This window comes from Lacticaseibacillus sp. 53-4, assembly GCF_016861805.1.
Taxonomy (GTDB): Bacteria; Bacillota; Bacilli; order Lactobacillales; family Lactobacillaceae; genus Lacticaseibacillus.
The window spans coordinates 41,535-53,780 of sequence record NZ_BOLT01000007.1 but is presented as its reverse complement, the minus strand read 5'-3'; the positions used below and the strand labels follow the sequence as shown (position 1 = coordinate 53,780).

Here is a 12,246-nt window from a genome sequence, read left to right as displayed (position 1 = left end):
TACCACCTAAGTTCGAAGCAAAAGGTTTTGCTTCCTCTAGTTGACCCAATAACGGTGGTCATCCGTCGAAGTTACCTCCAACTTACCTGAACTGATACCGTCAAGCGACTGGCACCGGGCTTGCACCCTCCCCGGCTCGCTGCTGTCAGTGGCGTTTGACGACGCGTGTTCATTGCTTATGCTTGAGGCGCATCGCTGGTATTACTACCGCCGTCGCTTTCATAATCGGCGGTTGAAGCGGTCGAATCTTCCGGTTCATCAGTTGGAAAAACGATCTCCGTGTAACGGGTCTCTCCATCGGTGTCCTCAGTCGCCTCTGAGTTTACTGAATCTGCAGGCTCATTGTCAACCTCTGCGGCAGATTCTGGCACTTTTTCCTGAGCGGGATCCAGGTATTCTGCAGATTCTGTTGTGCTGGCCAGCAATTCTTTCCACTCTGGACTCTTAACCACTTCCAGCTGTGATTCGAGCATGACCTGCAACCGCTGGCGGAAGACACGAGTCTGCCGCTTGAGGTCCTCGGTCTGAACAGTGATGTTTTTCGCCTTATCCGAAGCATCCTTGACGATCTGGTTGGCCTTTTCGGTTGCCGAAGTCAGCATGTCCTGGGAGGTCTTCTCGGCCTTTGACTGGATCAGTGCAGCCTCATCGTCGGCGTTCTTTTTGACCTTGTCGGCCGCCTCTTGCGCCACGATGATCGACTGGTTCAAGGCGTCCTTCAGGTCATTGAAGTACTTGTTCTTGTCCTGAAGTTCCTTGAGTTCTTTTTCCATCTCTTCGTTCTTCTTGAGCGAAGCGGAGTAATCCTTGATGATCTGAGCGAGAAAGTCATTGACCTGATCCTCGTCGAGGCCGCGCATGCGGTGATTGAATTCCTTATTGTGTATGTCCAATGGACTTAATGCCATGATGAACCCTCCCAGCTATTTCTTAATAATGTCGACAGCGACTCGTTCCTTGCCTTTTTTACTGACGCCGAGCACCGAATTAACGCGAATGCGACCAAAGCCGCGCACCGACACAATGTCGGCATCACCCACGGCCGCGTCTGGCCGGTCAATGAGCTCAAAATTGAGTCTGACTTTAGCGGACTCGATCAGCGCCTTCGCCCGCGCCCGCGAAATCGCAAACGCGTGACCGACCAAACTGTCCAGGCGCAAACTGCTCATCGACAGCTGCGCCGGTTGCCAATCGTTTTGCGGCGTCACGACCTGATCCAGGCCGATTGCCTCAAACCGGACACTGATGCGGCCAAGCTTCGTGATGTTTTCCTGCACCCAGTCGCTCATCGTCTTGGTGGTGAAAAGTTGCCAGCGGCTGCCATCGGTGATGATGTCTCCAAACGCGGTCATGCGAATGCCCGCATTGGCAACCGTGCCAAGCACCTGACTGTGATGCAGCTCCGCGAATTTTTCCGGGTAGTTGATTTCCAGCGGCGCGACCTCAAAATCGATCAAGTCAGGCGCAAAGTAGTCAGGCACGAAAATTACCCGGGCCCGCTCTGCACCGATATACCCGCCAAACACGTGGCACTTGACGGTGCCGTTGGTGCCGGTCAGCGTTCGGGCAATGTGGATCTGCCGCGGATCGAGAAAATCGGTCAGAACCGGCCGGTACTCCGTCGCCGCCGTGCTGATCTGGCTTTGCAGCTCATCGATCAGCGGCGCCTCGTCTTTTCTGAAGTGCTGATAAATCCCATCCATCTCAGCCCACCCGCATCATGATCGCACTGAAAATGGTTCCTAGTCCCGACCTGACCAGGTCAAGCACGAAGAACGCGATCAGCGGCGAAAAATCAATGCCGAAAATCGGCGGAATGATGTGAAACAGGTTAAGAAACGGGTTCACGATGCCGCCTAGCCATTGGCCAAACCGCGATTGCCATGCGCCTGGGAACCAGGACATCAGCACATAGACCACCATGGCCATCATGTAAATATAGAGGCCGTAATTGATGATCGTGAAAAGCCAATACAAAACTGTCGCCATACGTCCTCCTAGTTGGTCATATCAAGGTCAGTATCAGTACCCAACGTAGAAGCCAAAGTCCCATCAATCTGGAAGTTGGCCGGCGTGACCAGAAAAATCATCTCACCAACGCGGCGGATCTCACCGTTGATGGCAAACACCGTCCCGGTAAGAAAGTCGACGATGCGCGTAGCGTCTTCGGCCTTGATCTGATCGAAGTTGACGACGACCGCCTTGTTATTCAGCAAGTGATTGCCAATCTCCTTGGCGTCAGAATAAATGCGCGGCTCGTACACGACGATGCGCGCGGTTTTGTCAGCCGGATCGCCCATCGCCACGACCTTGTTGCCGCGATACTTAGGCTTGTTCGGCCGTGCCGCAGTGGTCGCCTTAGCCGTTTCTGGCGCCGCATCCTGCGTTGGCATTTCAGCCGCGTCATCCTCGTCAGGATCCATCGAGAAGAATTCGCTGAACTTACTACCCAGTTTTTCAAAAGCCATGAGATTTCCTCCTGTAAAGGCGCGTGTAGTTGCGCTTCGGCCGACAACGCCCGAGCGGCTAGCTACGCCCGGCACCTCACCGCCAAAATACAGCAGCAAGGTGCCAGGCTAGGCTACCCGTCGGGCTAAATGCGCCGGCCTTCGCAGCCTTTTATTGCCGGCGCAGCTTGAAGAACGGCGGCTGATCATTGTCACCTTTGTCATCCGGCTTTTTCTCGTCTTCTGGCTCTGGCTGGCTTTCGAAAATGTCGAACTCCTGCTTCTTAACATTGGCAAAATCGGCATCTTGATTATCGGTTGGCTTAGGCGTTTCGCGCTTTGGTTCACGCCGCAGATCCCAGTTGCCAAACGGATCATCTTGCGCCGGCTTGGAAGAATCAGCCTTGCCGTCCTGAGCCGGGCGATTGGTCTGACGACGGTTGCCGCGACCGTTATTTTGCTGAATGGTGGAATCATCGATCCCAGTCGCAATCACGGTAACCACAACTTCATCGCCAAGCTCTTCGTTGATGGAAGTCCCAAAAATGATGTTAACGTCAGAACTTGCAGCCTGGGCCACGATGTCCGAAGCGTCTTGCGCCTCAAACAGGGACAGGTCTGGGCCGCCAGTGATGTTCAGCAGCACATTCTTGGCACCGTCGATCGACACTTCAAGCAGCGGACTCGAGATGGCCTTCTTGGTCGCTTCAACAGTCCGGGTCTCGCCAGTGGCAGAACCGATGCCCATGAGGGCCGTGCCCTGGTTGGCCATAACGGTTTTAACATCAGCAAAGTCCAAGTTGACGTAGCCAGGACTAGTGATCAGGTCGGAAATGCCCTGAACGCCCTGACGCAGCACGTTATCGGCCGCATGGAAGGCTTCGAGCATCGGGGTCTTCTTGTCGACGATTTCCAGCAGGCGGTTGTTGGCGATGATGACCAGCGTGTCAACCTGTTCCTTCAGCTGGGCGATGCCTTCAGCGGCGTTCTTCGCGCGCTTCGGCCCCTCAAATGTGAACGGCCGGGTGACCACGCCAACAGTCAAGGCGCCAAGATCCTTAGCCACTTTGGCCACGACCGGTGCGGCACCGGTCCCGGTGCCGCCGCCCATGCCGCAGGTGACGAAGATCATGTCCGCGCCCTTCAAGGCGTTTTCGATGGCCTCCTGGCTTTCCTCAGCGGCCTTTTGGCCAACGTCCGGGGTCGAGCCAGCGCCCAAGCCGCGAGTCAGCTTCGGCCCGAGCTGAATCTTCGTTTCGGCATCTGAGTTAGACAGCGCCTGGACATCGGTGTTGGCCGCAATGAACTCCACGCCCTTGACCTCTTCTGAAATCATACGATTGACCGCGTTGCCACCAGCGCCGCCGACCCCGATGACCTTGATCACCGCACCGGTGTCTTTATCTGTATCCAGTGAGAATTCCATTGTCGTTCCTCCTTAAAAAGGTTTTATTCGAAGAAGTTACCGAAGAAGCGCTTCAAAGCAGAAGGTTTCCTCTCGCTGTCTGGGTCCGGGTCAGCCTTGCTTGGTTTGCTTGGCACTTTCGTGACTGGGCTATCCGAAGACGCGGTCATCTGACTGGTTGTCGGCGTCGGCAGCACGCTGGACACCAGGATGTCGATGTCGGTCATTTCCGCCGCGTACGTGATCAGACCCAGCGCCAAGGTGAAGGCTGGGTGCCGCATCCCCATTTGATCAGGAATGTAGCGTTTGACGTTGCGCTGGAAAATGTCCGAGGCCAGCGGCTCGATGCCCGGTAAGGCAGCCGTGCCGCCGGTCAGGACAATCCCACCAGGCAGGTCCAAGGCGTTGGACTGAGCCAGCGCGTCGTTCAGCCGGGTGAAGATCTGAGTCAACCGCGCTTCGATAATTTCCGACAGATAATGCTCGGAGACCATCACAGGGTCGGTTTGACCCACCACCGAAACCGGGAACTGGTTGCCTTCCGGTGCGGCTTGGCTGTCCGCGTTGCCGTAATCGCGCTTCAGCTTTTCTGCATCAGTCAAACCGGTGTTCAGCACCACCGAAATGTCTTTGGTGATGTAGTCGCCGCCTTCTTGGTCCAAGGTGGTCAGCTTCAACTTGTGATCGTGAATGACTGCCGCGGTGGATTGGCCGCCGCCCAAGTCGATCAGGACGGTGCCAAAGTCTGCCTCGCCATCGCTCAGCGCCACGCGGGCCTCGGCCAGCGGGGCAACCACGATCTGCCTGATGGTCAGCCCGGCTTTTTCAATGGCCTTTTTCGTGTTATGTAACACGGTTTTCGGCACAGTGAACAAGATGCCGCGCAGTTCGAGGCGCACCCCGATCATGCCACGTGGATCCTTGATGTCATCGAACCCGTCAACGATGAATTCTGTTGGGGTCAAAGACAAAATCTCACGCTCTGGTGGCAGGTTGCGCACCAACGCGGCAGAGGCTACCGCTTTCACATCGTCTGCCGTGATTTCCTTGCTCTGATCACCCACAGCAATCATGCCGGAGACAGTCTCAATTTGCAACATGGTTGCCGGCACACCGGCCACCACGTCGGTGATGTCGATGCTGGCCTTTTCAGATGCTTGCTGCACCGCCTGGCGAATCGCCGATGCCGCCTTATCAATATCCACGATCACGCCGCGAGATAACCCTTGCGCACGTGAATTGCCCACGCCAATAATGTTTAACTGGCCTTGAACACGCTCGGCCACGATCACTTTTATTGAGGTGGTCCCGATATCAAGCCCGACATAAATGTCTTGATTTCCCATGGACCCGGAACCTCCTTACCAACCTTTTTATAGTAGAATGAGAAAATATAACGCTGAATTTAGTTTACCACACCACATTATGATTTGCGGTGTCTTCTGGGGGAAACGCAACTTTTCGTTTATTTTGCTGCCGCCTTTTGGTAGGGCTTAAAAAACGCGCCAGCCTCCAGGTCCACGGTGCCCTTCCCCTGCACCTGGGCGATAATGCTAGGATAAAACTTGATCTGTTTTGCCACTGTCCGGGAATCGGCAACGACAGTGTTGCCGTCGGTCATCGTCATGGTGATCTGGTACGGGTTGCCGTCCCCGCGGCTGGCGGTCACTTCCGAAGTCGTGCGTCGCAGGGCGGCCGGAAAGCGGCTCAACGTCTGGGCCAGTTTGCCTGCCTCTTGATCGGAAAAGCCGGAAAAGACGGGGTAGTTATCCAGCGGTGTCGTGGTGCCCCTGGCAATAATCGTGCCGTTGGCCAAAATCATGCGGTACTGCTTGTTTTTGACCACGTAGCCGATCGGTTCGTGCTCCACCACGTGAATGGTGACGTGATCGACCGCGCTGACGGCCAGCGAGGCGCGTTTGACCTGCGGCAGGCGCTTTTCGATTTGCGCCGCCAGCTGCTTTTTGGTCCGGAGCACTTGCGGGATCAGCACCCGATCGGACAGACCACTGGCATTGATCACGTTTTGAATCGGCACATTGACCGTCCCGACCACCGAGACCTCCTGCACCTTGGAAAAAGGTGACACCATGTAACCAAAAAAGGCCAGGAGCACCAGCAGCGGGGTCAACAGCAAGACTAAGTTGCGCGCGCGCTTGTGGCGGCGCACTGCCGACACCCCTGGCAGTTTCAGCTTGGCTTCGCCCTTGGGCCGGCGCTTTTGTTTGGCCTGGTATGCCTCCCATGGCGTGAGTGGATCTTTTTGCTGTGCATGTTTGCGCCAAGCCATCGGTGGGCCTCCCTTCTCTGATTACTTAGTGTTTCAGGACACTTTCCAAAACAGTGATCAGCTGATCAGCCGCGTCCGGGGTGCCCATTTTTTTTGCCGCTTGCGCCATGCGCGTCAGCCGGGTGTCGTCTTCCATCAGGTCGACGATGCGGCCGGCAAATGAACTGTCTAACTCCGGTTCCGTGATGACGATCGCCGCGCCGACATCCGCCAGGCTCTTCGCGTTGACAAATTGGTGATTATGCGTGACGTTCGGGCTGGGGATCAGCACGCTGGGCAAGCCCAGCGCTGTCAGCTCTGCCAGGCTCGTCGCCCCGCTGCGCCCAATCACCAGTGAGACATCCGGCAGAATCTGCGGCATGTCGTCCACGTATGGGACCACCTTGACGTTTGCCGGAACCTGACGCAGTTGGTGAGAAATCTTGCCGTAGTTGGCATTGCCAGTGACAAACAGCGTCTGAAAAGCCGCCTTGCCAAACGTCGGCAGCGCATTGACCGCCGCCTGGTTGATCATCGGTGCCCCGCGCGAGCCGCCAAAAATCAGCAGCGTCCGCTTGTGGGGGTCGAGGCCAAAGTCCGCCAGCCGGTCATTCGGCTTGAGCCCGGCGACTTGTTGGGCCCGGGGGTTACCTGTGATGACGACTTTTTTAGCGGGAAAGGCGCTCGCCACGACCGGAAATGTGATGGCGATTTTGTCGACCGCGTGAGCCAAAAACTTGTTGGTAACCCCGGCGACGGAGTTCTGCTCGTGGATCACGGTCGGCACGTGGTGGCGCGCCGCGGCGTACAAAACGCCAGCGGACACATAGCCGCCAGTGCCCACCACGACATCGGGCTTGAAGTCCTTGATCATGCGGGTCGCCTTGCGCAGTGACCCCACAAACTTCTCCACTGTGCGGATATTTGTCTTGATGCCGTTAAAGTTTAAACTGCGCTTGAACCCTTGAAGCTCCAGGGTCTCAAACGGAATCTTGGCGTTGGGCACGATGCGGCTCTCGAGCCCCCTGGCCGTGCCCACGTACATCACAGCGTCCAGCATGTCGCGCTCTTTTAGCCGCTGAATCAAGGCCAGGGCCGGGTAGATATGGCCGCCGGTCCCGCCACCTGAAATCATCAGTCGCATAATTTACCCCTTTTTCTCAGCGTACTGAGTCACTGCGTCAATAAATTCATCGCCGCGCACTTCAAAGTTCGGGTACTGATCCCAGCTGGCGGCCGCCGGCGACAGCAAGATCACGTCGCCTGGCTGACTGGCCGCAAAGGCGAGCGGCACGGCCGTTTTGACATTATCGGTCCGGGTAAACGGAATGCCGGCCTGCTGGGCCAGTGCCTCCATCAGGGGCGCGGTTTCGCCAAACGTGACCATCGCGCGAACGTGCTGCTTGACCAGCGGCAGGAGGTCATCCATCGGCAGGTGCCGATCCAGCCCTCCGGCCAGCAGCACAATGGGCTGCTTGAACGCGTTCAAGGCCACCGTACTGGCCTCGACGTTTGTGGCCTTACTGTCGTTGTAGACCTTACGCCCGTCGACGGTCTCGACGTACTGAATGCGGTGCTTGACCCCGGTGAAGCGATGCAGGACATCGACAATGGCGGCATTTGGCGTGCCGCTGAGCTTGGCCGCGGCAATGGCTGCCAGCGCGTTTTCAATGTTGTGATCGCCAGGAATCTGCATCTCGTCGGCCTTCATGATCTGCTCGCCGTCAAAGCACAGCCAACCATCGGTCAACGTGGCGCGGGCGCCTTCTGCCCCTTTGCGTGAAAACGGCACGATAGTCGCCCGGGTCTGCTTGGCGAGCTCATGCATTTCCGGCAGGTCCCAGTTCATGACGAAAAAGTCGTCCTTGGTCTGGTTCATCGTGATGCGCATCTTGGCCTTGACGTAATTGGCTCGGGAGCCGTGCCAGTCCAGGTGTGCTTCATAAATGTTGGTGAGCACGGCAATGTGCGGGTGAAGCTTTTGGATGCCCACCAGCATGAACGAGGACAGCTCGCACACCACGGTGTCTGCCGCGCCCGCTTTTTGCACAACACCTGTGGCCGGAATGCCGATGTTGCCGGCGTCATAAGCCTTACCTGCGCCTTCGCGCTCGTTGAGCATGAGGCCGATGAGTGTGGTGGTCGTGGTCTTACCGTTGCTGCCAGTGACGCCGACCCATGTCGAATCGGACACCGAAAAAGCCAGCTCGGGTTCGGTGATCACAGGGATTCCCAGCTCTTGGGCCCGCACCACCATGGGATTGGAATACGGAATCCCAGGATTTTTGACCATCAGCGAGAACCCCTCATCGAGCAGCTCGACGGGATGGCTGCCAGTGATCACAGTGACCCCTTCGTCCAGCAATGCTTGCGCATCCTTGTTATCGTCAAATTGCTCCTTATCGTTGACGGTGACTAAGGCGCCGAGGCGATGAAGCAACTTCGCGGCACTGACCCCGCTTTTGGCAAGGCCCAACACCAAGACTTTCTTGTTCTTGTACTCTGAATTATTCAGCAACCACTTACGCTCCCTAGATATCCCGGCTTTGGCCGGGTTTGCTTGTGACGCTTGATGCTTGACTTAGGCCAGCGCGAACACCAAATATGCCGCCGCCCCGACCAGGCCGACCAGCCAAAACACGGTGTCGACTTTCCACTCGGACCAGCCGAGCATTTCAAAATGGTGATGAATCGGCGCCATCTTGAAGATGCGCCGGTGAAACAGCTTGAATGAGCCGACCTGCAGGATGACACTGGCGGTTTCGCAGACAAACACGATGCCAATCAGCAGCAGCGACCACGGCCGGTCAAGCAGCAGCGCAATGACGGCAATCAGCCCGCCGAGGGCCAAACTGCCGGCGTCGCCCATGAAGACCTTGGCCGGCTTGTGGTTGAAAAGGAAGAAGCCGAGCATCGCGCCGATGGTGACCAGGCACAAGATCAGGACGTCGGTGCGTTTGTCGTGCACTGCCAGCACCGCGTAGGCGGCAAAGGCAATCATCGACAGGCCGGCGACCAGACCGTCCAACCCGTCAGACAGGTTGACGGCATTGGAAAAGCCCACCAGCCAGAACATCGCAAAGAGGCCAAAGACCCACGCAACATTCAGCTGGTAGCCAAACAGCGGCAGCACGGTCGGGAACCCCTCATGAAAGTACACGGCAAGAAACACCGCGCCGCCCACAATCTGCCCCAGCAGCTTTTGCCAGGCTTTCAGCCCCATGTTGCGGTGAAGTTCCACGCTGATGAAATCGTCCCAGAACCCGAGTGCCCCATACAGGACTAGGATGAACAGCCCAGCCCACACACTCAGGGTCAGCTGGTGCTGCCACCAGCCGGTAAAAATGGCGGCGACCACAATGGCAAAGATGAAAACCGTGCCGCCCATGGTCGGCGTCCCGTTTTTCTTTTCGTGCCACTTCGGGCCGACCTCGCGAATCGTCTGGCCCTCTTTTTTCATCCGCATGTATCCGATGAACAGCGGCATCAAGATCACGGTAATCGCAAATGCCGCGACCATCGGGATCAACATCTCAGTGAATTGCATTGGTCTCCTACCTTCGTCAATTAGTCAGTTTTCTGAAAAGTTACGGTCACAGAGTCACCGCCAAGCAAGCTGCCCGCCTTCAGGCTCTGAGCTGACGCGTATCCAGCACCTTGTAACTTAAATTTTTTGCCAGTCAACTGGGCCAATTTTAACACATCACTCTTAGACCAGCCAGAAACGTCTGGCATGGTCATGGCGCCGTTTGTGAGAAGCACCACGCGGGCAGAGCGTAAGGCCTGTGTGCCCGCTGCGGGCAGCTGCTGGACGATGCGATTTCCGGTCCCAACCACGGATGAGGTCAGGCCTTTTTTGGTCAGAGCTGCCGTCGCAGTATCCAGTGGATCGTTAGTGACTGCCGGCACGCTCAAGGTTTCGGACGACCCAGTGACGGTGCTGCCCGCATTTAACGCCAGCAGTCTGGTCATCAGCGGATGATAAATCGTGTTCAGAACACTGACCGCCGGCGTCGTCATGGCACTGTTTTGCTTCAAGGTTAAATAGACAATAAATTGAGGATCATTTGCCGGGGCGACAGCCAGTAAACTGTGCAACTGGTTTGTCTCACCCGGTAAATAACCACCTTTCGGGTTGGCAATGTTAGCCGTCCCGGTTTTGGCCGCCACGTCAGCGCCGGCAATTCTGTATGTCACACCGGTGCCGTATGGCTTGTTAATAGTGTCACGCATTTCGTTTAGCACCGTTTTCGCGGTGGCGGCGGAGATTGGGTGACCCACTACCTGACGCTTGTAGTTGGTCACTTTCCCGTTCGAACCGGTGACCTGCGTGACGACTCGCGGCTGGATCATCGTGCCCTTGTTGGCAATTGCGGTCGCCGCTTGCAAGATCTGCATTTGCGTCACGTTGATACTTTGGCCATAACCCATGACGGCACGGGTAACCGGGTTGGTCAGGCTGTATCCGCCTGAAGCTTCATTCGGCAGCGTGATCCCTGTTGGCCGGCCAAATCCAAAGTCTTTCAAGGTCTTGGCCTGATTTGCTTCACCCATCTGCTGCACAATGTGCACAAAACCGACGTTACTGGAGCGTGGCAGAGCCTGCGAAAATGGGATCTCGCCAAAACCGACGTGGTTCCAGTCATGGATGGTGGTGTTTTCGACTTTCACACCGCTAGAATTATAGTAGGTGTTCGGCTGAAAGGTCCCACTTTGAATCGCCCCTGCCAAGTTGAAGACCTTCATCACTGACCCGGGTTCATAAGTATCTTCCACGAGCATGTTTTGCCAAGACGAGCCGGGCTCAAGCCCTTCCATCGTGCTGGGATCAAAGGTTGGCCGCTGGCTCGCCGCCAGGATTTCTCCGGATTTAGCGTTCATGACGACCCCGGTAACTGACGCCTGCTTGTACTTAGTTTGAACGCTGGCGAGCAGCGTTTCCAGGTACGACTGCAAAGAAGAATCCAGGGTACTCTTAACCATGCCACCATTTTTAGCTGCCTTAGTCCGCACCTTGGCCTTAGGCAGTCGGTAGCCGTAATTATCCACCTGGGCTGTCTGGTAGCCGTTAGTGCCGGCCAGCTGTTTATTGAACTCTTTTTCCAGCCCCATGACCCCGACCAGTGGTTGATTCTTGTTGGCTGCATTCGTTTGAGTCAGCCCAATCGTGTAGCTGGCAAATACCCCGTTCGGATACAACCGAGAGGGACTGTCAATGAAGTGGATCCCCGGCAGGTGTTCTGCCTCGATCTCCTTACGGATGGACAACGATAACCCCGTGCCAGCGGCGCCAAATTCGACCTGGAAAGTCTTCTTTTTGGGACTCAAATAGGCCAAAATTTTGGCCTCAGAAAGCGGCAGATATTTGGCCAGCACGGCTGCCGTTTTGGCCTTGTCGCTGACGTAAAGCTTCTTGCCGTTTTGCGTGTAATTTTGATCGGTAATCGCATAAATGGTGTAGGTTGATGCGTCCTCGGCGATTGTCTGGCCGTTGCGGTCGACAATACTGCCGCGTTTGGCCTGCAGGGTCGTTTTGCGTGCATACTGGGAGGCGCGATACACCGCCAGGTTTTTGGAATCCACCGACCCGACAAGCGCCACGTACGCAAAACGACAAACGAACGCCAGCAGCGCAATCAGGGTGAGCGCGAACAGGACAATCCCGAACACTTTCCGATTGCGCTCGGGGTGCCGGGCGCGCATTTGTCGTTTAGTCGTTTTCTTCTTCATCAGTCTACTTCACCGCATGTTTGATATTACCCTCGATCACGGCAAACCCGTGAGCACTGGCATAGCTGTTGAGCCGATCCGAGTTGGACAGTTCGCCGACAGTTTGCTTATCGTCGGCAATGATCCGCTTTTGCACGGTCACCTGGTTTTGCACGGTCTGGTAAGTCCGCGTCAGATTGGCCAGATGCATCGAAGCGGTCAGATAGCACAGGCAAAACCCAACGGCGACCAGCCCCAATACGACGCTGAGCAACCGCTCCAGCGGCGAAAATGCCACCTTGGTTGCCGGCTGCGTTGCCGGTTGAACCTTGGGCCGGGCTTGCGGCGCCTCTCGCCGTTGCGGTTCCAGCATATCTAGCTGTCTTGCTGTGTTATCGACCATCTTGAGCACCCCT

General features: G+C 56.4%; 11 protein-coding genes and 2 pseudogenes. All 13 read right to left on the bottom strand.

What is annotated here, in order from left to right:
* Window positions 1-176 precede the first annotated feature (176 nt).
* Entirely contained in the window at window positions 177-908 is a 732-nt protein-coding gene (locus JUF21_RS04420; protein ID WP_125755506.1) for a DivIVA domain-containing protein, read from the bottom strand.
* A 15-nt stretch (window positions 909-923) separates the two neighbouring features.
* Window positions 924-1,703 carry an RNA-binding protein gene (locus tag JUF21_RS04415; RefSeq protein ID WP_203663218.1) on the bottom strand — a complete coding sequence of 260 codons (780 nt, stop codon included), beginning with the start codon at window positions 1,701-1,703 and terminating at the stop codon, window positions 924-926.
* A 1-nt stretch (window position 1,704) separates the two neighbouring features.
* Window positions 1,705-1,989 (bottom strand): YggT family protein, encoded by a 285-nt coding sequence (locus tag JUF21_RS04410; RefSeq protein ID WP_125755510.1) that lies wholly within the window; start codon window positions 1,987-1,989, stop codon window positions 1,705-1,707.
* Window positions 1,990-1,997: 8 nt separating this feature from the next.
* On the bottom strand, window positions 1,998-2,468 hold the full coding sequence (locus JUF21_RS04405; protein ID WP_125755512.1) for a cell division protein SepF: 471 nt from the start codon (window positions 2,466-2,468) through the stop codon (window positions 1,998-2,000).
* 151 nt (window positions 2,469-2,619) lie between these two features.
* Window positions 2,620-2,874: pseudogene (locus JUF21_RS12120) on the bottom strand (cell division protein FtsZ); the annotation flags it as partial.
* Window positions 2,875-2,921: 47 nt separating this feature from the next.
* Window positions 2,922-3,873, bottom strand: a pseudogene (ftsZ, locus tag JUF21_RS04400) (cell division protein FtsZ); the annotation flags it as partial.
* Between the two features lie 23 nt (window positions 3,874-3,896).
* Window positions 3,897-5,198 carry a cell division protein FtsA gene (gene ftsA / locus JUF21_RS04395; protein ID WP_203623586.1) on the bottom strand — a complete coding sequence of 434 codons (1,302 nt, stop codon included), beginning with the start codon at window positions 5,196-5,198 and terminating at the stop codon, window positions 3,897-3,899.
* A 119-nt stretch (window positions 5,199-5,317) separates the two neighbouring features.
* A complete protein-coding gene (locus JUF21_RS04390; RefSeq protein ID WP_203623585.1) occupies window positions 5,318-6,142 on the bottom strand; it encodes a cell division protein FtsQ/DivIB in 825 nt (274 codons plus the stop codon).
* A 25-nt stretch (window positions 6,143-6,167) separates the two neighbouring features.
* Window positions 6,168-7,265 (bottom strand): undecaprenyldiphospho-muramoylpentapeptide beta-N-acetylglucosaminyltransferase, encoded by a 1,098-nt coding sequence (gene murG / locus JUF21_RS04385; RefSeq protein ID WP_203623584.1) that lies wholly within the window; start codon window positions 7,263-7,265, stop codon window positions 6,168-6,170.
* A 3-nt stretch (window positions 7,266-7,268) separates the two neighbouring features.
* Complete coding sequence (gene murD / locus JUF21_RS04380; protein ID WP_203663217.1) at window positions 7,269-8,639, bottom strand: UDP-N-acetylmuramoyl-L-alanine--D-glutamate ligase; 1,371 nt, start codon at window positions 8,637-8,639, stop codon at window positions 7,269-7,271.
* A gap of 63 nt (window positions 8,640-8,702) precedes the next feature.
* Window positions 8,703-9,668, bottom strand: coding sequence for a phospho-N-acetylmuramoyl-pentapeptide-transferase (gene mraY / locus JUF21_RS04375; protein ID WP_203623582.1), 966 nt, complete (start codon window positions 9,666-9,668; stop codon window positions 8,703-8,705).
* A 20-nt stretch (window positions 9,669-9,688) separates the two neighbouring features.
* Window positions 9,689-11,851 carry a penicillin-binding protein gene (locus JUF21_RS04370; RefSeq protein WP_203623581.1) on the bottom strand — a complete coding sequence of 721 codons (2,163 nt, stop codon included), beginning with the start codon at window positions 11,849-11,851 and terminating at the stop codon, window positions 9,689-9,691.
* Between the two features lie 4 nt (window positions 11,852-11,855).
* Window positions 11,856-12,233: a cell division protein FtsL gene (locus JUF21_RS04365; RefSeq protein WP_125755528.1), complete on the bottom strand. Its 378-nt coding sequence runs from the start codon at window positions 12,231-12,233 to the stop codon at window positions 11,856-11,858.
* Window positions 12,234-12,246: the final 13 nt, after the last annotated feature.

Excerpts from the sequence above, each read along its gene's own strand:
- JUF21_RS04420 (WP_125755506.1), bottom strand. The coding sequence starts at position 908 with ATGGCATTAAGTCCATTGGACATACACAATAAGGAATTCAATCACCGC.
- JUF21_RS04415 (WP_203663218.1), bottom strand. The coding sequence starts at position 1,703 with ATGGATGGGATTTATCAGCACTTCAGAAAAGACGAGGCGCCGCTGATC.
- JUF21_RS04410 (WP_125755510.1), bottom strand. The coding sequence starts at position 1,989 with ATGGCGACAGTTTTGTATTGGCTTTTCACGATCATCAATTACGGCCTC.
- JUF21_RS04405 (WP_125755512.1), bottom strand. The coding sequence starts at position 2,468 with ATGGCTTTTGAAAAACTGGGTAGTAAGTTCAGCGAATTCTTCTCGATG.
- ftsA (WP_203623586.1), bottom strand. The coding sequence starts at position 5,198 with ATGGGAAATCAAGACATTTATGTCGGGCTTGATATCGGGACCACCTCA.
- JUF21_RS04390 (WP_203623585.1), bottom strand. The coding sequence starts at position 6,142 with ATGGCTTGGCGCAAACATGCACAGCAAAAAGATCCACTCACGCCATGG.
- murG (WP_203623584.1), bottom strand. The coding sequence starts at position 7,265 with ATGCGACTGATGATTTCAGGTGGCGGGACCGGCGGCCATATCTACCCG.
- mraY (WP_203623582.1), bottom strand. The coding sequence starts at position 9,668 with ATGCAATTCACTGAGATGTTGATCCCGATGGTCGCGGCATTTGCGATT.
- JUF21_RS04370 (WP_203623581.1), bottom strand. The coding sequence starts at position 11,851 with ATGAAGAAGAAAACGACTAAACGACAAATGCGCGCCCGGCACCCCGAG.
- JUF21_RS04365 (WP_125755528.1), bottom strand. The coding sequence starts at position 12,233 with ATGGTCGATAACACAGCAAGACAGCTAGATATGCTGGAACCGCAACGG.